The 19328-nt window shown below is 54.9% G+C and carries 21 protein-coding genes; 15 read left to right on the top strand and 6 right to left on the bottom strand.

Going from position 1 to position 19328, the window contains the following annotated elements:
* Positions 1 to 43 precede the first annotated feature (43 nt).
* Positions 44 to 1459: a dolichyl-phosphate-mannose--protein mannosyltransferase gene (locus ACYQ04_RS03645; protein ID WP_460127431.1), complete on the top strand. Its 1416-nt coding sequence runs from the start codon at positions 44 to 46 to the stop codon at positions 1457 to 1459.
* Here ACYQ04_RS03645 and rnhB read toward each other — a convergent pair.
* Genes rnhB through ACYQ04_RS03660 form a run of 3 tightly spaced genes read right to left on the bottom strand, consistent with a single transcriptional unit; the run spans position 1431 to position 3746 of the window.
* On the bottom strand, positions 1431 to 2129 hold the full coding sequence (gene rnhB, locus ACYQ04_RS03650) for a ribonuclease HII (protein WP_460127432.1): 699 nt from the start codon (positions 2127 to 2129) through the stop codon (positions 1431 to 1433). The two genes, ACYQ04_RS03645 and rnhB, sit on opposite strands and share 29 nt — an antisense overlap.
* 4 nt (positions 2130 to 2133) lie before the next feature.
* Positions 2134 to 2955 carry a metal ABC transporter permease gene (locus ACYQ04_RS03655; RefSeq protein WP_460127434.1) on the bottom strand — a complete coding sequence of 274 codons (822 nt, stop codon included), beginning with the start codon at positions 2953 to 2955 and terminating at the stop codon, positions 2134 to 2136.
* Positions 2952 to 3746: a metal ABC transporter ATP-binding protein gene (locus tag ACYQ04_RS03660; RefSeq protein ID WP_460127436.1), complete on the bottom strand. Its 795-nt coding sequence runs from the start codon at positions 3744 to 3746 to the stop codon at positions 2952 to 2954. The genes ACYQ04_RS03655 and ACYQ04_RS03660 overlap by 4 nt, the downstream gene beginning before the upstream one ends.
* Positions 3747 to 3921: 175 nt before the next feature.
* Here ACYQ04_RS03660 and eif1A point away from each other — a divergent pair, with 175 nt between their 5' ends.
* The 13 genes from eif1A to ACYQ04_RS03725 all read left to right on the top strand — a co-directional run bounded on the left by eif1A (position 3922) and on the right by ACYQ04_RS03725 (position 14852).
* On the top strand, positions 3922 to 4290 hold the full coding sequence (gene eif1A, locus ACYQ04_RS03665) for a translation initiation factor eIF-1A (protein ID WP_460129813.1): 369 nt from the start codon (positions 3922 to 3924) through the stop codon (positions 4288 to 4290).
* Between the two features lie 16 nt (positions 4291 to 4306).
* Positions 4307 to 5083 carry a serine protein kinase RIO gene (locus ACYQ04_RS03670; protein WP_460127439.1) on the top strand — a complete coding sequence of 259 codons (777 nt, stop codon included), beginning with the start codon at positions 4307 to 4309 and terminating at the stop codon, positions 5081 to 5083.
* A 4-nt stretch (positions 5084 to 5087) separates the two neighbouring features.
* Entirely contained in the window at positions 5088 to 5786 is a 699-nt protein-coding gene (locus ACYQ04_RS03675; RefSeq protein WP_460127440.1) for a KH domain-containing protein, read from the top strand.
* A gap of 2 nt (positions 5787 to 5788) precedes the next feature.
* Positions 5789 to 7471, top strand: a complete 1683-nt coding sequence (top6B, locus tag ACYQ04_RS03680) for a DNA topoisomerase VI subunit B (protein WP_460127443.1) — start codon at positions 5789 to 5791, stop codon at positions 7469 to 7471.
* Positions 7464 to 8624 (top strand): DNA topoisomerase IV subunit A, encoded by a 1161-nt coding sequence (locus ACYQ04_RS03685; protein WP_460127446.1) that lies wholly within the window; start codon positions 7464 to 7466, stop codon positions 8622 to 8624. Before top6B ends, ACYQ04_RS03685 begins: the two co-directional genes overlap by 8 nt.
* A complete protein-coding gene (locus tag ACYQ04_RS03690) occupies positions 8621 to 9874 on the top strand; it encodes a DUF530 family protein (protein WP_460127447.1) in 1254 nt (417 codons plus the stop codon). Before ACYQ04_RS03685 ends, ACYQ04_RS03690 begins: the two co-directional genes overlap by 4 nt.
* 4 nt (positions 9875 to 9878) lie before the next feature.
* On the top strand, positions 9879 to 10271 hold the full coding sequence (locus ACYQ04_RS03695) for a DUF1699 family protein (RefSeq protein WP_460127449.1): 393 nt from the start codon (positions 9879 to 9881) through the stop codon (positions 10269 to 10271).
* A 41-nt stretch (positions 10272 to 10312) separates the two neighbouring features.
* On the top strand, positions 10313 to 11113 hold the full coding sequence (locus ACYQ04_RS03700) for a GTP cyclohydrolase IV (protein ID WP_460127451.1): 801 nt from the start codon (positions 10313 to 10315) through the stop codon (positions 11111 to 11113).
* A gap of 52 nt (positions 11114 to 11165) precedes the next feature.
* On the top strand, positions 11166 to 11351 hold the full coding sequence (locus ACYQ04_RS03705) for a hypothetical protein (RefSeq protein ID WP_460127453.1): 186 nt from the start codon (positions 11166 to 11168) through the stop codon (positions 11349 to 11351).
* The gene (locus tag ACYQ04_RS03710) at positions 11341 to 11541 is read left to right on the top strand and encodes a type II toxin-antitoxin system RelE family toxin (protein ID WP_460127455.1); all 201 of its coding nucleotides are present in this window, start codon (positions 11341 to 11343) and stop codon (positions 11539 to 11541) included. The genes ACYQ04_RS03705 and ACYQ04_RS03710 overlap by 11 nt, the downstream gene beginning before the upstream one ends.
* 73 nt (positions 11542 to 11614) lie before the next feature.
* Positions 11615 to 12730, top strand: coding sequence for an HD domain-containing protein (locus ACYQ04_RS03715; protein WP_460127458.1), 1116 nt, complete (start codon positions 11615 to 11617; stop codon positions 12728 to 12730).
* Between the two features lie 2 nt (positions 12731 to 12732).
* Complete coding sequence (locus ACYQ04_RS03720; protein WP_460127460.1) at positions 12733 to 13782, top strand: glycosyltransferase family 2 protein; 1050 nt, start codon at positions 12733 to 12735, stop codon at positions 13780 to 13782.
* Positions 13783 to 13916: 134 nt separating this feature from the next.
* Positions 13917 to 14852, top strand: a complete 936-nt coding sequence (locus ACYQ04_RS03725; RefSeq protein WP_197704280.1) for an inorganic phosphate transporter — start codon at positions 13917 to 13919, stop codon at positions 14850 to 14852.
* Between the two features lie 4 nt (positions 14853 to 14856).
* On the opposite strand, the gene ACYQ04_RS03730 is transcribed toward ACYQ04_RS03725, so the two are convergent.
* On the bottom strand, positions 14857 to 16107 hold the full coding sequence (locus tag ACYQ04_RS03730; protein WP_460127462.1) for an RNA-guided endonuclease TnpB family protein: 1251 nt from the start codon (positions 16105 to 16107) through the stop codon (positions 14857 to 14859).
* Positions 16104 to 16733: an IS607 family transposase gene (locus ACYQ04_RS03735; protein WP_460127464.1), complete on the bottom strand. Its 630-nt coding sequence runs from the start codon at positions 16731 to 16733 to the stop codon at positions 16104 to 16106. Before ACYQ04_RS03735 ends, ACYQ04_RS03730 begins: the two co-directional genes overlap by 4 nt.
* A gap of 99 nt (positions 16734 to 16832) precedes the next feature.
* On the opposite strand from ACYQ04_RS03735, the gene tgtA reads away from it, so the two are divergent.
* Positions 16833 to 18569 carry a tRNA guanosine(15) transglycosylase TgtA gene (tgtA, locus tag ACYQ04_RS03740; protein WP_460127465.1) on the top strand — a complete coding sequence of 579 codons (1737 nt, stop codon included), beginning with the start codon at positions 16833 to 16835 and terminating at the stop codon, positions 18567 to 18569.
* Here the strand turns inward: tgtA and ACYQ04_RS03745 are convergent.
* Positions 18566 to 19321: a hypothetical protein gene (locus tag ACYQ04_RS03745; RefSeq protein ID WP_460127467.1), complete on the bottom strand. Its 756-nt coding sequence runs from the start codon at positions 19319 to 19321 to the stop codon at positions 18566 to 18568. The two genes, tgtA and ACYQ04_RS03745, sit on opposite strands and share 4 nt — an antisense overlap.
* Positions 19322 to 19328: the final 7 nt, after the last annotated feature.

Below are 19328 nucleotides of genomic sequence, written 5' to 3' on the forward strand. Positions count from 1 at the left end.
GAGGCTTAAAAACGTTGCCCGCTTATTTTAAGCGGTGTTAATAATGGACTGGAAGCGGGTTGCCTTCGTTCTAATCGTTGCCCTCACCATGGCCGGGACGGTCTGGTTCGACTATCACTTCGCTTCTCAGAGGAGTCTGAACACCTACATCGGCGACGAGGTCTGGTACGTGCCCGCGAGCAGGAACGTCCTCCACCTCCTCGGAATCAACGTCACCTACGAGCATAACGGCACCTACGGTGTCAACGTGATATTCACCAACGACAGCGACAAGTTCAAGTACCTTGGGGCCGCCGATTCCGTTGCGAGCTTCGCCGGCGTCCGCTTCAGGCTCGAATACTACAACTTCCCAGGAGTCTACTACGAGATTCCCAAGTCCAACTACACCGCTTTTCTGAAAAGGCTCTCTGAGGAGCTCCCCCCCGGAACGTACTATATCGTCCCCGGCTACAGGTATCCGGACAAGGAGAACATCCAGAACTACCTCAACACCGAGCACCCGTTCCTTGCGAAGGACCTTATAATGCTGAGCATGGCACTCCTCGGGGACAAGCCGATTTACTGGCGCCTTCCGGGTATAATCGAGTTTGCACTCATAGAGCTCCTCGTCGTTATGGCAACTTACCGGATAAGCAGGAGCTACCTCGCGTCTCTCATAGCACTCGCCTTTGTCGTCGCGGATCCAACGCTCCAAGCAACCTCGGTCGCGGCCATGCTTGACATTCACACGGCCTTCTTCGTCTCGCTCTTCGTCCTCGCGCTGGCCTACGAGAGCGAACTCGGTTCCTCGGTGGCGATAGGCCTCGCCGCGGCGGCCAAGCTCGACGGCGCCTTCGGCTGGCCAGTTCTCCTGTGGAGGGCACTCAAGCGGGAGAAATCTTTCGTGAGGTTTTTCTCAATAGTCGTGGTAATCCCAGGCATCGTTTTCCTTCTCCCGGAGCTCACGATAATAAAGGCCATAGGCTTTGTCCCCTGGCTGAAGCAGTTCCTCGCGAGCTTCCGGTGGCATCTGAGCTACAAGGGGCCGAACCCTAACACCTCGCCCTTCTGGCAGTGGTTCGTCAACTACCGGGCCTTTCCATTCCACTTCAACCCCAACGTCTTCGCCAGCACCGACCCGGTTCTTCTGCTCGGCATGGTAGTTCTAATCTTCGCGATGCCCTGGCTCTACAAGAGGAAAGAGGGAATCCTCGCGCCCTTCATGGTCTTCTGGAGCACGATAGGCTTCTTCGCCCTCCAGTACGCCCTCGGCGGAAAGACGCAGTTCAGCTTCTACGCCACCTCCCTGGTCCCATCGGCGGCCGTCGTCATGGGCGTCGCGCTGAACGAGCTCCTCAGGTGGGAGGCCTTCAGGAGCTCCTTGGCCTTCTATCGGGAGAAGCTGAAGGGATTCAAGGACCGGGCCTTCCAAAAGCTCGGCCCTGGAAAAGCTACCTCCTCAGAAAATCTTCAAGACTGAGCTGGCCCCTCTTTGATTTTTTGATTTCCATTTCCGCCCTGAGCTTCTCCTCAATCTTCTTCAGCGTCTTCCAGCCGGTTCTCACAATCGGCGGAAAGGCTCCGTGCTCCCGGTAGTACTCCTCAAGGAAAGCCCTCGTCCTTGGGTCGCTCGGGTAACCGCTCCCGATTTCGCCGTATTTCTCTTTCAGCCTCTCGATTTCCCTGTCGCGGGTTACTTTCGCGATGATTGATGCCGCCGAAACAACCGGAAAGAGCGCGTCGGCCCGGTGTTTCGCGATGATTTCAGCCTCAAAGTCCAGCCTCTCCTTCAGCCCCCGCCCAAAGCGCTCCTCGTCAACGTCGGCAGCATCGGCATAAATCACGTCGGGCTTCACCTCCAGGGAGTTCAAAGCTTTCGCGAAGTTCTCTACCTCGAACTCGTTGAGCGTTCCCTCGCGGGAGCTTATCTCCTCCGGCGAGAGGATTAGAACGACGTAATCGTCCGCAAGGCTTAGAATCTCGTCAAAAAGCTTCTCGCGCCTCTTCGGCGTCAATTTTTTTGAGTCCTTAACCCCAAGGGCTTCAAGCTCCTCGAGTTTATCCTCGTCAACGACTATGGCCGTGATGACCATCGGGCCTATCACCGGCCCCCTGCCGGCCTCGTCGATGCCCGCTATCTTCCGTCCCACGGTTTCACCTCCGGAAGAGGAGCGCGCCGTAGATTACGCCCAGCATTATGGTCGCTATACCGCTCGGCGGGATTGCCGTGAAGTAGGCCAGAACAACCGACGAGAGCTGGACGGCGAGGGTGAGGAGCAGGCTAACCGCGAGGACCTTCCTCAAATCCGAGCTCACCATGAGCGCTATCGCGCCGGGCAGAACTGCAACGACCTGGAGGGTTATTAATCCAACCGTCTGGACGATTAAAGCGCCAATCGCCCCCACGAGGACGTAGAGAATCATGAGGTAGGCCCTCGCGTTCCCGCCGTAGCTCTCAAGCCCCTCCGGGTCGAAGCTGAGGTAGAGGAAGTCGCGGTAGAGGAAGAGGAGGACGAAGAAGATGAGCGCACCGCCGAAGATTAGAACCGTCAGGTTGTTGAGGGTTATGAGGAAGATGTCGCCCGTAAGGTAGGAAACGATGTTCTCGGTAAGCGGGAAGTAGGGCCTGCTCGCCATGACCTTGTAGAGGATTCCGAAGCCGAGAACCGTTAGGCCTGCAACGAAGCTCGCCACTATTCCTACAGCCGAATCCGGGGTGAAGCCGAGCTTTTCGAGCTGGGCTATGATTAGGACGATTGCTATCGTGACTATGAGCGCCACGAGGGTTACGAGGGCGTAGTTGTTAAACAGCAAAGCCAGAATCATTCCGAGGACGGCTCCAAGGAGGAGGGCGTGAAAGAGCGCGTGAGTGAGGAAAGCCAGGCCCTTGGTGTTTATCAGCGGGCTCAGCAGGCCGAGGAGGACGCTGACCATTATGCTCGCGAGGATAGCCCTCAGTATGAACTCCGGAATCACAGCCCACCACCCCTGTCCCTGTGGAGGTGGAAGTCGCCGGTTATGCAGTAGAGCTTTCCGCCGACAGGGATTACCTTCGCCAGCGGGCCGTAGACGGACTTGATGACGCCGTCGGTGAGGACCTCCTCCGGTTTTCCGAAGGCTATCAGCCTCTTGTTAATCAGCATCACGAGGTCGCCTATCTCAAGGAGGGGGTTTATGTCGTGGGTCGTTATTATCATCGTGACGTTCTTCTCGGATTTTATCTTGCTGAGGACGTTCGTTACCTCTGCCCTTGCGCTCGGGTCCAACGCTGAGAGGGGCTCGTCGAGGAGGAGAAGCTTGGGGTCGCTCATTAAAGCCCTCGCGAGCAGGACCCTCTGCTTCTGTCCCCCTGAAAGCTCGCGGAAGAGTTTGTCCTTAACGTGGCCGAGGCCCACGAAGGTCAGAACCTCCTCTGCCTTCTTCAGAACCTCCTCGGGAATCTTGAAGTGGACGAAGCCCCTCCTGTAAAGTCCGCCCATTGCAACGACCTCTAAGGCCGTAATCGGAACGCGCTCGTTGAGGGAACTGCTCTGGGGGACGTAGCCTATCAGGTGCCTCGCGTCGCAGGGGTTCCTCCCGAAGACGAGGAGCTTTCCCCTGTACTCGCGGTGGAAGCAGGCTATCGTCTTGAGGAGTGTCGTTTTTCCCGCGCCGTTTGGGCCAAGGAGAAGGAGGGTTTTACCTTCATCTAACCTGAACGTCACGTCGCTCAAAGCGGGTTTGCCCTCGTAGAGTATCGTGAGGTTCTCGGCCTCCACCGCGGTCATGCCAATCCCACCTCAAGTATTTCGGTTCGTTTTTAAACTTTGATGTTCCCATACTGGACAGGAGTGTGTAATCTCGTTGCAAAAATTTTAAAAGTCTGGGGCCAAAGGGCAGTTGGAGAATTTTTGCATGGGTAAGCTTATAAGGGCTCAAACAAAGCGGTTGGAGGTGATGCTCATGGCGTACAGGAAAGGTAGGGGCGGTAAAAAGAAGAACAGGCAGGTAGAGGGAGACGAGGTTATCCGCGTTCCACTCCCGGACAGGAGCCAGGGACAGCTCTTCGGAGTCATAGAGCAGGCCCTCGGTGCCGGATGGATGGACGTCCGCTGTGAGGACGGCAAGATTAGGAGATGCAGGATTCCGGGCAAGCTCAGGAGGAGAATGTGGATGCGCGTTGGCGACGTCGTCATCGTCCAGCCCTGGCCCGTTCAGACCGACGAGCGCGGAGACATCGTCTACCGCTACACGAGGACCCAGGTGGACTGGCTCCTCAGGAAGGGCAAGATAAGCCAGGACTTCCTCACAGGCGGGGAGCTGTTGTTCTGATTCCGAGTGATGGGAGATGCGCGAGGAAGCCCTTGAAAGGGAAGTCGAGGAGATACTCGGTCTTAGGGATAGGCGGGAGAAGGACAGCGAGCTCTACAAGATAGCCAACGAGGTCTTCGACAGGACGACGAAAGAAACCCTGGCCTACCTCCACCGGCGCGGTAAAATCGAGGAGCTCTACGGCGTAATAAGCACTGGCAAGGAAGCAAACGTCTTCGCTGGCGTTGATGCCGAGGGCAACAGGATAGCGGTGAAGATTTACAGAACTTACACCACCGAGTTCAGGAGGATATGGGAGTACCTCGCGGCGGACCCCCGCATCGGCTACCTGCCGAAGGACATGCGGAAGCTCGTCTTCGTCTGGACTCGGAGGGAGTTTAAGAACCTCCAGAGGGCGATAAAGTACGCGGTTCGCGTTCCCGAACCGGTAATCTTCCGCAACAACGTCCTGGTAATGGAGTTCATTGGCGATGAGATGCCCGCTCCAAGGCTGAAGGACGTTGAGAGGGAGCTTGAGAGGAGCGACTTTGAGGAGCTCTACGATTACCTAATCGGCGTCATCGAGAGGCTCTGGAAGCGCGGTGACATGGTTCACGGCGATTTGAGCGAGTACAACGTCCTGCTCTGGGACGGGCCGGTGGTCATAGACTGGTCGCAGGCCACCGTCAGGAGGAACCGCATGAGCGTCGAGCTTTTAAAGCGCGACCTGAGGAACGTTACCAACTACTTCGCGAGGAAGGGGGTTGACGTTGAGGATTACGAGGTTAAGCTCCGCGAGCTGATTGAGAGGTGAGAGCATGGACGAGTTTGAGAGACTCCTGAAAAAGTACGAGCGCGTTGATAAGGATGGAAGACCGGTTGAGGAACCCGAGTTCGGCGAGATTGATTACGTGGCCGAGGGCGAGCAGGAGGAGTTCGTCAGGATTCCGAAGGAGAGGATAGCCGTCCTCATAGGCAGAAAAGGCAAGACCAAGAAGGAAATCGAGGAGCGTACCGGCACGAAAATAGAGGTGGACAGCGAGACCGGGGAAGTTTTCATCACCTCCACGAAGGAAACCAGGGACCCGCTCGCGGTCTGGAAGGCGAGGGATGTTGTTCTTGCAATCGGAAGGGGCTTCTCACCGGAGAGGGCCTTCAGGCTCTTCAACGAGGGTGAAATCCTCGAGGTTGTCAACCTCACGGATATCGTCGTAGGAAACGAGAAGAACGCCCTGCCGAGGGTCAGGGGTAGAATCATCGGGCGGAAGGGAAGGACGAGGGAGATTATCGAGGAGATGAGTGGCGCTGACGTTAGCGTTTACGGGAAGACCGTCGCGATTATCGGTAATCCGATTCAGGTCGAGGTGGCCAGGACGGCCATCGAGAAGCTCGCCAAGGGCTCGCCCCACGGCGTCGTTTACCGCTACCTCGAAAGGCGCAAGAAGGACCTCGAGCTTGAGAGTTCTGCCTACTACGAGGCCCTTGAGGGCGGGCCCGAGAACGAACTGGAGGAATGAGCATGGCCGAGGCGAATCAGCTCTTTAAGGAGTTCAAAATCCAGAGCGTCAGCGAGTTCTTCAGGCGAAACGCGGCAATGCTTGGCTACACCGGCAAGGTCCGCTCGCTTACAACGCTCGTCCATGAGGCGGTGACGAATTCGCTCGACGCCTGTGAGGAGGCCGGGATTTCCCCCTACATAAGGGTCGAGATTGAGGAACTCGGAAGGGAGCACTACAAGGTGGTTGTAGAGGACAACGGCCCGGGAATCCCGGAGAAGTACATAACCCACGTCTTTGGAAAGATGCTGGCCGGAACGAAGGCCCACAGGAACATACAGAGCAGGGGCCAGCAGGGTATCGGTATAAGCGGTGCGGTGATGTTCGCCCAGATAACGAGCGGAAAGGCCACGCGCGTCGTGACCTCGACGGGCGACGAGATAATCGAGGCATGGGTGAAGATAGACGTTGACAGAAACGAGGGTAAAATCGTAAAGAAGGAGAAGCACCCCAACCCGGACGGCTGGCACGGGACGAGGATAGAGCTCGAGGTCAAGAACGTCCGCTACATCCGCTCCAAGCAGGGCGTCTACTGGTACCTCAAGCTCACCGCGATAGCGAATCCCCACGCCCACATCGAGCTCATCGAGCCCGACGGAAGGCTAATCGTCTTCCCGCGCTCGAGCGACGAGATTCCGGAACCGCCGGTTGAGATGAAGCCCCACCCGAAGGGCGTTCTCACGGACGACGTTTATAGAATGGCCAAGAAGACGAGAAGGACGAGCGTGAGGCGCTTCCTCGTTGGAGAATTCTCGAGGATAAGCGACAAGAAGGTTGACGAGCTCGTCGAGTACATAGCGGCACTGAGGCTCATCAAGACGGTCGAGGACAAGAAGGTTCAGGAACAGCTCTACGAGAGGCTCATGAAGGGTGAAGTCAAGGCCGTTCTCCGCTCCTTCAAGGGCTACACCAAGGTCGTCAAGCAGGTCGCGAAGATGATGGAGAAACCGCCCGAAAAACTCACCTGGCATGAGGCTGAAGAGATAGTCGAGGCCTTCAAGTACATGAAGTTCCTCGCTCCGCCGACGCACGGCCTCAGGCCCATAGGCGAGGAGAACATCGAGAAGGGTTTGAAGGGAATCCTCAAGCCCGAATTCGTAACGGCCGTAACGAGGCCCCCGAAGGTCTACTCGGGCGGAATCCCCTTCCAGGTCGAGGTCGGCCTTGCCTACGGCGGTGAGATACCGAGCGGTTTCGAGCTTTTAAGATACGCGAACCGCGTTCCGCTCCTCTTCGACGCCGGCTCGTGTGTGACCACTCAGGCCGCACGCTCGATAGACTGGAAGCGCTACCGCGTTGACGACCTCGACAGAACCCCGCTCGTGCTCATGATTAACGTCGTTTCAGTCCACGTCCCCTACACCGGAACCGGAAAGCAGAGCATAGCGAGCGTTGACGAGATTTACAACGAGATTCGCCTGGCCATAATGGACGCGGCGAGAAGACTGCAGACCTACCTCAGCGGAAAGCACAGACGCCTCTACCAGGTCAAGAGGAAGAAAACCTTTGAGAAGTATGTGCCCGAGGTAGCGAGGGCTTTAAGCGTTCTCACGGGCGAGCCGGAGGAGAAGATTAGGGAGTACTTCATCAGGTTTATAGAGAGTCACTTTGCCTCCAAGGGGCAGGAGGTGAGCGAGAATGCCTAAATCCAAGGCAATAAAGCGCGAGAGGCCCAAGGAGAAGTTCTCCTACGACCCGAGAAAGGTGCTCAGCAAGCTTGAGGAGTACGGAAGGAGCGTCCTCGAGGCTATCAAGGCCGGTAAGAATCCCCACTTCGACATACCCTCAAGGGGCCTCAATAACGTCTACTTCGACGAGAAGGCCAAGCTCATCAGAATGGGCGACAAGCTTTCGAGGCGTTACTTCCTCAACGTTGCTCATACGCGGAAGTTTATGCAAACCTTACTCATAATGGCCTACGTGAAGAGGCTCGTCGCCGAGGGCAAGCACGCGAGCCTTCGTGAAGCCTACTACGCCAACAAGCACACGATTCCTGGAACGAAGGAGAACACCTTCGAGGACCAGCGCGAGAGCGACCCGATTATCGAGGATTTGGAGAGAATGCTCGGAGTCCTGCGTGAGGAGATGCACATCACAGCGGACAGGCGCGGTTACATCTACGGCGACATAGTGATTAGGGACGGCGAGGACGAGTTCAACGCGAGCAAGCTCGGAAGCGGTGGCTGGGCCGTCCCGGGAACGGTCGAGCACATTCAGTTCCCGGAGATAAACGTTGACTACGCCCTCGTTGTCGAGACCGCCGCTATGGCAGACCGTCTCATCGAGGAAAAGTTCCCGAAGAAGGAGAAAGCTTTAATCATAGCGACCCAGGGACAGGCCTCGCGTGGCGTCAGGCGTTTAATCCACAGGCTCCACTACGAGGAAGGCCTGCCAATCATCGTCTTCACCGATGGCGACCCCTACGGTTGGTACATCTACTCCACCATAAAGCAGGGCTCGATAAACCTCGCCTACCTCAGCGACAAGCTGGCAACTCCGGAAGCGAGGTTCGTGGGCATGACGATGGACGACATAAAGCGCTACGGCCTTGAGAACGTCACCGAGAAGCTCAAGGGAATCCCGCCCAACAAGAAAGGTGGCCCGACGGGCGACTACAAGAGAATCCTTGAGGAAATGGAGTACCCCTGGTTCCAGAACAAGGAGTGGCAGAGACAGCTCAAGATGGCCCTCAAGTGGGGCGTCAGGATTGAACAGCAGGCCCTGGCTAATAAGTCCCTCGAGTTCGTCGCCAAGGAGTATTTACCGGAAAAGATAAACAACGGTGATTTGCTACCATGACGACGACTGAAGAGCTCGTCGCCCAGGTCAACAAGATACTCGACGATATAGGCATAGACCTGGGTGAGCTCTTCGAGAACTTCGAGCCCGCTAAGTTAGCCTACACCCTCCAGCGCAACGTTTCCCTTTTGAACGACCTCCAGGACGAGCTCGAGAGGCGCGTTGGGGAAACGGCTCCGTCCGTCCGCTTCATGGACAAGAAGAACAAGGACCCCCACCTCCAGTGGATTTACAGGAAGAAGCACAACAGGGCTTTGGCCCTTGAGAGGCTCCGCTCCGCTATCACCGCTCACAAGATGGCCCTGGCGTTGCTCTCGGCCAACTACACCTTCAAGCTCGGCAGGAAGGAGATTCCGATAGATGCCATAACGAAGGAGAACTTCGAGAAGGTCAGGGCCGTTGAGAAGCCCGTGAAGCTCGGCAGGCTTGAAGTTCTTCCACACCTCGCCTACTCCGGCGATGTGCTCAGGCTTCTGGCCAGGGAGAGCATCGAGGTCAGAGAGACTTTCAAGTTCATAAAGGGCAAGCTCCGCGAGAAGGGAACCGTCAGGACGAAGAGCATAAGGATTGAGGTCGAGTACTTCGAGAACAACAGGCTGAAGAAGGCCCGCCTCGACCTTCCGGCCGATGCAGACATCGAGATGGAGCTCAGGAAACGCTTCGGAAGAAGGTTCCGCTGGCGCGTTCTGACGTTCGTGAAGACGAGGGGGGTTCTCATAAACAACCATTACACAGTTGACAACCTCGCACTTGCCTACGCCTCCCTCGACCCCGAGAACGGCGCCGAAAAGCTCGGCCTGGACATCTTCCGCTACTACTTCCTCACCTCCTCGACCGAGCGTGAAACCCTGGGCATATTCCCCGGGATAAAGCTCTGCGTTGACTGCCACTACTCAATCCTCGATTTGCCCTTCAGGCACGAGAAGGACTTCAAGACCGGGCAGGGGAGCATCTACGTCATAAGGAAGTGCGAGATAGAGGGCCAGCTGACGGGGAAGAGGAAGGACATAACCACGATTCCCAACTACCTCCTCGGTGGGGTTCTGCTCTACGGCATGAGCTCCTACGACGAAGGAAAAGTCGCGGAGCTCCTCGGGATTGACGAGGCCGAGCTGGAGGAGGCCATAAAGAAGTTCGTGATTTCCGGCCTGCACAAGGTTCTGTTCAGCGAGAGCGAGCTGAAGAAGTTCGAGAAGTTCATGCCGAAGAGCGACAAGGCCAAGCGCTTCCTCGACCTCCTGCAGGGGTGAGGAGATGAAAGTTCGGGTGAGCGCCAAAACCTACGACGAGCTTCTTCGGAAGCTTTCTGAGCTCAACGAGGACGTTACCGAGGTTTACGTTAGTTTAAGGCCCACCAAGGAGGTCGTAGTCAAAATCCTCGAGAACGCGCCCAACGTGAAGAGGATAAGCTGTCCACCGAGTCTCTATCCAAAGGTCTCCAAGAGGGTCATTTACGCCCTCGGCCAGCTCGGTATAGAGCTCGTCCCCGAGAACAGGCCCAGGGGAAGGCCAAGGAAGTACGACGAAAAAACGGTGAAGCTCGTCCGCGAGCTGGCCAGGAAGGGCGTCCCGATGCGGGAAATCAGCGAGCGTCTTGGCATTCCCCTGAGGACCGTTTACTACATGGTGAACGAGCTCCGGGCTTAACTTTAAAAGACCTTTTCTCAAGCCAACCCCGGGTGAGAGAAGTGATTGAGACTCAGGAAGAAGTTCCGGAGATTAGAGAACCCCTCAGGCGCGTTGGCATAACCAACCTCAGGAGCGTCGCCAAGATTAACTGGAAGGGGAAGGTATACACGTTCCTCCCGCTCTTCGAGGTCACGATAGACGTCCCTGCCGAGAAGAAGGGAATCCACATGAGCAGGCTCGTGGAGAGCATCACCGAGGCCATGAGCGAGGCCGTAGAGGAGGAGGTCAGAGAAGCCCACAGCTCGCTTGAGGAGCTTGGAAGGGCTGTCATAAGGCGCCTTGAGGGCAAGCATCCGCACAGGCGCGCTGAGGTCTGGATTAAGACCCACCTCATAATCCCCCGGGAAACGCCGGCTAGCGGGAAGACGAGCTACGAGCCCTACGACGTCGAGGTCGGCGTCATCAAGAACGAGGACGGCACATTTGAGAAAGTTCTCCGGGTTCGCGTTATTGGAAACACCGCCTGCCCGCACGCGATGGCCAACAACGAAGGGAAGACCCACATACAGCGCGCCGTAGGCGAGCTTGAGGTCAGAACGGCCTTTGATGAGGAGATAGCGCTCGAAGACATGATTGATGTCGTGGAGAGCTCCTTCAGCCACCCGACCTACACGCTCCTGAAGACCGTCGATGAAAACGCGGTCGTGCGGGGAATGCACCGCAACCCGAAGTTCGTTGAAGATGTCGCGCGCGAGATTTTCGTCAAGGCCCGGGAGAAGTTTAGGGGCAAAATCCACGTGCGCGTAATCAGCAACGAGAGCATCCACAAGCACGACGTCATAGCCGAGACGTGGAGCTGATTGGGAACACAATTTATTTATCCTTTCTTCATAACATTGAATCGGTGAGAGCATGGGGACGTCCCTTGTTGAGATAATGCAAAGGATAGACGCGATAGAGAAGTTCCTGAGAGAGCTCATTGAAGTCAACCTTCAGCTCATCGAAGAAGCCGAGCCCGAGGAGTGGGAGAAACAGGCCATCATGGAGCGTAGAGATGACGAGTTCCTTGAGTGGGACGTGGTGAAGGATGGGCTTTGAAAACCGCATTTTGATTAGCAGGAAAGCTCTCAAAGAACTTCAGAGTATCCCCGTAAAAGAACGCAATCTGGTTAAGGACAGGATATCAAAGCTGGCTTACTTTCCCCTTGCGAGGCTCGATGTTCAAAAACTCAGAGGATACGAGAACGTTTACCGCCTTCGTGTGGGAGATTACCGGAGTTCTGTTTGAGTATAACAAGGCAGAAAAGATTATACGAATCCTGAAAATCGGGAAGCGGGAAAATGTTTATTGAGGGATTTCAATGAAGCTCGTCCACGACCCGATACACGGTGGAATAGAGCTCGACGACTTCGCGGTAAAGCTAGTGGACACAGCGGAGTTCCAGAGGCTCAGGAGGATTACCCAGCTCGGCTTGGCTTTCCTCGTCTACCCTTCTGCCAGACACACACGCTTCGAGCACTCCCTCGGGACCTTCCACATAGCGAGACTCATACGGGAGAGAAACCCGGGGATTGATGAGGGAGCGGTTTACTCGGCCCTACTCCACGACCTCGGGCACTACCCCTTCAGCCACACCCTTGAATGCCTCTTCCCAAGGCACGAGGACAACACAAGGTGGCTGATAAAGCACGGCGAAATCGGCGACGTTCTGATGGAGCGCTTCTCGCTCAGGGAGTTCCTCGGCCTTCTCAAGCACCCCCTCGTGAGCGGTGACATAGACGCCGATAGAATGGACTACCTCGTGCGCGATGCATACTACACCGGCGTTGCCTACGGGCTGGTCGACCTCGAGAGGCTCATACGAAACCTCCGCTGGGACGGGAAGAGACTAATCCTCGGCGAGAAGGGGATAATGGCCGGCCAGAACCTCCTCATATCACGGAGCATGATGTATCCAACGGTTTACCAGCACCACACTGTTAGAATAGCGAGCGCGATGCTGTGCAAGGCCGTTGAGCTTGAAGGGATTGAGCTTGAGGAGCTCCGGAAAATGGACGAGGTTGACCTCGTTGCTCGGCTGAGGGCGAGCGAGAGAAGGGAAGTCCGCGAGCTCATCGGTGCAATCGAGAACAGAAAACTCTACAAGCGCGTCATCTGGAGCGGAGAGGAGCTCGATGAAGGAACCATCAGGGAGCTAAAACGGGAGCTGGAAAGCGAGTTCGGCCACCTCGCGTTGCTTGATTACCCACCAAAGCCGAGGTTTGAGGAGAGGAATGCCTTCGTGGAGTTCAGCGGTGAAATAAAACGCCTGAGCGAGGTTTCGCCGGTCGTCAGGGCGCTCGTCGAGGCCAAGGAGAGCAACTGGCGCTGGGGACTCTACGCAAGGCCCGAAGCCGTAGCAAAGGTGGCTCGATGGCTCTCGAGGTTCCTTGACGTCCCCGGCGACACCGTTAAAAACCAGAATTTGAAGTTATGACCATGAACTTCCTTCGCCTTGCGCTCGCGCTCATCTTCCTCTGGGACGGCTACTTCTTCTTCAATTACATAATTAGCCTTTTCAGGAATTACAGAATTAATGAATGGACGCCAAGAGCTTCAATCATAATCCCGGCTTACAACGAGGGGGAGAGGGTTCTTAGAGCCATACGCTCGGCTCTTGCTCAGGATTACCCCAATTTTGAGGTCATCGTTGTCGATGACGGCAGTGGGGACAACACGTTTGAGGTTGCCTCATCGGTGAGAAACCCCCGCCTGAAGGTCTACCGGAAGGAGCACGGGGGCAAAGCCAAAGCCCTGAACTTCGGCCTTTCTAAAGCATCTGGCGAGATAATAGTGACGACCGACGCCGACAGCTACCTCGAACCGACCGCGGTTAGGGAACTCGTGAGGCGTTTCTATTCCGATGAAGTGCTCGGCGTTGGAGGGCAGGTAAGGGTCATGGGGGATTCCTTCCTCGAGAGGGCGCAGGACGCGGAGCACCTTAGGATAGCGATGTTCCGCAGGGCCAAGGAGCTTGAAGATTTAAGCCTCGCCCCGGGTCCGGTTTCGGCCTTCCGCAGGGACGCCCTCGGGAGAATCGGAGGCTTCGTCGAGGACATCGTTGAGGACTACGCCACCACAAAGGCCATCAAGAGGCTCGGAAGGGTGGTCTACGCGCCGAGGGCAAGGGTCTGGACGGAGATGCCGAGGAGCCTCTTCGTTCTCTGGCGCCAGAGGAAGCGCTGGTTTCTCGGCGACCTCAAAAACCTCGGTGGTGGCTTTACCAAAGACTGGGGATTTCTCCTGCTCGGTGACTTCATAGCCCTCCTAGACGTTCTGGTTCCAATTCTACTGCTCGCGACCGGCAACTTTAGCCTCTTCGCCCTCTGGTGGGGGTTCGAGGTTGTCACAATGCTCCTCCCAACGCTCGTTGAGGGCGGGAAGCTCTCCAACGCCCTCCTCTTCCCCCTAATCGTCTGGTTCTGGGCGCTCTTCTACCTCTCGCTCCACGTCTACGGCTACACTAGGCTTCTCACCGGGCGGTTGTGATTCGTCGCGAATCTCAATTCAGCATTCTGTCCTAGTTTTTTTGGTCATAGCTACCGCAATGCTTTTAAAGCCGAAACCCTTTTAAAGTGCCTCTCTGCCTAAATAGACTATATAGAATATAGAGAGGTGAGGGAATGCTGGAGGTCATCGCAGCGGCGTTCTTTATGGCATGGGCTGTAGGAGCGAACGACAGCGCAAAGGCAGTCGGCACAGCAGTCGGTTCAGGGATAGTGGGCTTCAAACGGGCCGTCCTGATAATCGCGGTTTTCACCACGTTGGGTGCGGTTATCGGTCACTCGGCCGTTTCAGGGACGATAACTGGACTGGCGAGCGGTTTATCGGCTGGAGAAGTCGCTTTGGCGCTCTTCAGTGCGGCATCTGCCGTTACAATCGCGAGCCTGTGGGGACGGCCAATATCAACGACCCAGTCCATAATAGGCGCGCTCATAGGTTCCTCCCTCGCCCTCGGCCTCCCCGTTGACTGGTGGACAATCGGTAAAATCGTCTCGGCGTGGTTCTTCTCTCCGGTCTTCGCCTCCCTCCTGGCCATAGCAATATACAAGCTCTACAAGCCATTCCTCAGGAGGATAAAGTGCCTCAAGAACCTTGAAATTACTCAAAAGTGGCTCGTTTTTCTCGCCTCAGCTTTTTCAGCCTTCAACCTCGGTACGAACGAGGTCTCGAACGTCATAGGCCTCGCAAAGGCCGGCGGAATGTCCAATCCTAATGCTTTCCTCGCCCTCGTGATGGCCTTCGGAACGCTCACCTTCAGCTACGAGGTTATGATGACGATAGGAAAGGACATAGCACCCCTTGGTCCGACTTCGGCTTTTTCAAGCCAGTTTGGGGCATCAATAGCGGTCAGCACCGCGAACCTCTTCGGCCTGCCCGTCAGCTCGGGCCAGGCGATAGTCGGGGCGATAAGCGGACTGAGCGCCTACAAGGGTGAGCGCGTTAACAAAAAGCTCCTCGTGGACATCGTGAAGAGCTGGGTTCGCGCGCCGCTCTTCGCTGGAATCCTCGCCTTCCTGCTCATCAAGCTCTTCTCGGCAGGGGTCTGTCCGTCGTGAGAGTTTAGGGAGGTAAGTGAGTGAATGTCCTCCCGTTCAAGTTTACTCTCACGACGGACTTGGGATTCATCAGCCTCAACTCCCCTCCGGGTTCATTGGGGAGTAAATCACCGGCTTCACCCCCGCTCAGGGCGACCCCAAGTCCCCGCACGAAAACGTTGAACGCTCCAACAAACTGTCTATCAGCCTTAAACCCACAGTTAGAGCACTCCACCAGCCCGTTTCGGGACTCTAACCTGCTCCCACACACCGGGCAGGTGGAGGAAGTGCCAGCGGGATTGACGAACTCAACCGGAACACGGTAGGAGAGCTTTTGGACAATCTTACTCCAAGTTGAGCGTGAGAGTTTCCGATTGAACTTTCTACCATTTCCGTTGAACATGCTGAACTTGTTCAAGTCCTCGAAGATGAAAACCGCATCAGGAAACTCCTTTGAGAGCTGAACTACGAGTTTGTTAAGGTAATCCTCAATCCTGTTCCGCCTGCGAACGTAATACTTTTTGAGCAGTCTCGAAATCCTCTTTGGAGCCTTCTTCTGAATACTCTTGAGTCTGTCAATAATCCTGTCGTAAGTTTCAGCAATCCTGTGGAGTTCACTCAAGTCCGCTTTAATCCAGCCCTTCTCAGGGTGATAAACGTCGAGACTCATAAGATTGCTATCAATCCCGATTTTAATCCTGCTCGAAAACTCAACTTCCTTCGAGAATGTCAGGTAAACGTCTTTCTCCCTGATTATCAACCCGCCAACCTTCCAGTCCTTGACTCGCTCATAAAACCACTCGCCAGAATAGTTGAGTTCGAGGTATTCTTCCCTCGGTTTGACTGTTATCCTGATTTTTGAACCTTCGACTTTCATCAAGGTGGTTTTAACCCGCACGAACTTCCTCTTCACTACGGGTTTCTTTCTCTTCCTCCTTCCCTTTAAGTAGTTCTGCCTCCAGCTCTCAAGGATTGAGTAGGCTGTTTTTATGGCGGAATCAACGTAGTGTTTGGCAAAGGGCCAGTCCTTGAGGAGCTGATTTCTTAATTTCCTCTTGAACTCGTTGGATTTTGGAAAGTATGGGATTAATCGGGTGGTCTCGTAATACTTGTATTTCCCGTTCCCGATGGAGTATCGGTGTTTGACTTTCTTCTCTTTCCAAGTCGTGTGTTCCCAAATCTCATCAATCACTCGCTGGAGACGTTTTTGATACTTGGTAAGGAGTTCCTGAACATTCCAGTCGTGCGTCATTTTGTAGGTGAGAACGATTTTCACTCGTCTTCAACCTCCTCTATGAGTTTTTTCATGCCTTCCTTGAGTTTTTTGTATTTGTGAGAGCGCATTCCGTAGAGTTTGCCTGCAAAATGGATGATTATGGCCATCAAGTCCTCAATTAGTTCTTCTCTTGGGGTTTTATCCCTCTCGTGGATTGTTATTATCTCTGCCCCGTGTTGCTGGAAGAAGAATTGCAGTGTTTTAAACCCAAAACGGGTGAGTCTGTCTGGGTAAGTGATGATGACTTTTGACACTTCTCCTTTGGCGACCATTTCAAGGAGTTTCCGGTAGTTCTTCCTGTTCTCGTTCAGTCCGGAGCCAATGTCCTTGAGGATTTTAACTTGCCAGCCTCTTTCTCTTGCGTATTCTTTTATCGCCTCGATTTGTCGTTCCAAGTCGTCTTTTTGAGTGTGGCTGGAAATCCTTGCGTAGCCTATGATGAGGCCGTTTTCCTCTTTTATCCCGAGGAGGCGTCTGATTTCGCTTTCGGGGATTCTTCTTCGTCCGCCGGGCGTTCTAATGACTTTGATTTTTCCTTCCCTGTCCCATTTCTGGATTGTTTTTGGATGGACTCCGAGTATTTCGCTCGCCTGTTTGAGCGTATAGAGTTTCTCTTTCACTACCATACACTCACATTTAATCACAAAAACTTTTAAACATTTCGCTTAAAAAACAGTCAACTAAGGCTTTTAAGTTCAAGAGATAGCTCTCCTAGAGGTGAGAGCATGGAGTTCAGGTTCGAGGTTAAGGCGCGCGACGCGGCCGGAAGAATAGGAAAGCTCACCGTCAACGGCAAGAGCATCGAAACTCCAGCTATAATGCCCGTCATCAACCCGAAACAGCTCATCGTGACGCCGAAGGAGCTCAAGGAGATGGGCTTTGGAATGATAATCACCAACTCCTACATCATCTACAAGACGCCGGAGCTGAGAGAAAAGGCCATTGAGCTTGGCATTCATAGGCTCCTCGACTACGACGGGATAATCGAGGTCGACTCCGGCTCCTTCCAGCTCATGCGCTACGGCGAGGTTGAGGTTACCAACCGGGAGATAATAGAGTTCCAGGAGAAAATCGGCGTTGATATAGGTACCTTCCTCGACATTCCGACTCCCCCAGACGCGCCGAGGGAGAATGTCGAGGAGGACCTCAGGATAACCCTCGAGCGGGCGAAGGAAGCCGAAGGCATAAAGAACATCGCCATGAACGCTGCTGTTCAGGGTTCAACTTATCCGGACTTAAGAACCTACGCCGCTCGGGAGCTCAGCAAGATGAACTTCGAAATTCACCCGATTGGGGCCGTCGTTCCTCTCATGGAGAGCTACCGCTACCGCGATTTGGTGGACGTTGTTATAGCTTCCAAGCTCGGTCTAAGACCGGACAGGCCCGTTCACCTCTTCGGCGCCGGCCACCCGATGATTTTCGCTTTGGCAGTTGCTATGGGCGTTGACCTCTTCGACTCAGCCAGCTACGCTTTGTACGCTAAAGACGACCGCTACCTGACGCCCGAGGGGACGAAAAGACTCGAAGAGCTCGAATACTTCCCCTGCTCCTGCCCGGTCTGCTCCCGCTACACCCCGCAAGAGTTGCGTGAGATGCCGAAGGAGGAGCGGACGAGGCTTTTAGCTCTTCACAACCTCTGGGTGATACGCGAGGAGCTAAACAGGGTCAAGCAAGCGATAAAAGAGGGTGAACTCTGGCGCCTCGTTGACGAGAGGGCAAGGAGTCACCCGAAGCTTTACTCCGCCTACAAGAGACTGCTCGAGTACAGGGACTACCTTGAGAAAAACGAGCCGATAACCAAAGCGAGCGCCTTCTTCAAGGTGAGCGAGGAAGCGATGAGATGGCCCATCGTTTATCGCGCCAGGGAGAGGGCCGAGCGCGTTGCCCAGAAGTTCCCTGAGAGGATTAACCATCCAATCTTCGGAGAGATTCCGAAGTATCTGAGTTTGAGCTACCCCTTCGCCCAGAGCGAGGGCGAGGAGGACTTCACGATAGAGAAGCCGAGGAAAGGGGAAGCGAGGAAGTACGTCATGGCGGTGGCAGAGTATCAGTTCGGCGAAGGGGCGGGCGAGGCTTTCAAAGACGCCTTCGTGGAGCTATCGCGGAAGACTGGCATGCCGAGGCAGGTAAAGGCCAAAGGTAAGCATCTCGCGACCTTTAGAGCGGAGGACGGCCTGTTAACGCTCGGTATCGAAGGCGCCAAGAGACTCCACGCGCTCCTGCCGTTCCCTAGGATGCGCGTTGTGGTCAACGAAGATGCCGAACCCTTCGCGAGGAAGGGCAAGAACGTCTTCGCCAAGTTCGTGGTCGATGCCGACCCCTCAATCAGGCCCTACGACGAGGTTCTGGTGGTGAATGAAAAAGACGAGCTCCTCGCGACAGGGCAGACCCTCCTGAACGGCGAGGAGCTGAAGGTCTTCCAGAGCGGGCTGGCGGTGAAAGTCAGGAGGGGCGTTGGTTAAACATACTTTTTGTAACCCTTTTTCTTTAGCCATTTTCTAACGTCTTCTGCAAGCCACTCTTTGGGAATGGGATTTGTGTGCCCGGGATATCCATACTTTTTGAACGTTTTCTCGCAGTTCTCTTGAAATTCCCTACACAGGTAGTCGTAGCTAATCACGACCAGGAGGAGGTAGAAGCGCCTCAGGAACCAGGGTCCGTTTTTGCACCTTTCCCTTTCGCTTTCCTCCTCGCCACATTCTCTGCTGTCTCTGAGGGCTTTGAGGTACGGCTTCATGGCGAGAAATGAGTCAAGTATCAAACCAGCGTACTGCTCCTGGATGAACCAGTCACCCACGAAGTCCCTGTAAACGAAGTATCCTATGCGATTGAGCACCCTGCTGGCGTCGCTTACGGTTTTTACCTTTTCGTTGTCCCGAAAGAACTCTCTGTAGAACTCCTCTTTCACTACATTTCCTTTTGAAATCAGTCCTTTTTCACTATCCTCCTGGTGCCACTTTCTAATCTTTGCAATGTCGCCTTTGACCTTCTCGTCCATCATCTCGTAAACCGCACTAACCGCTTCGAAGTTGAGCTCTTTCAGCGCTATGTCCAGCTCGTATATCGTTACTGCCATCATAACGGTTGCCAGGGTTGAGGCGAGCGTGAGGATTACAACGGTAGTGTTGATGTCTTTTGTAATGACCCACGTTGCCCCCGTTGCGATTAGGATGAGAACTGCCGAGAGCCCCGCGAGAAGTTTAATTCTGTCCATGTCAATC

It is taken from the genome of Thermococcus prieurii (assembly GCF_054657655.1).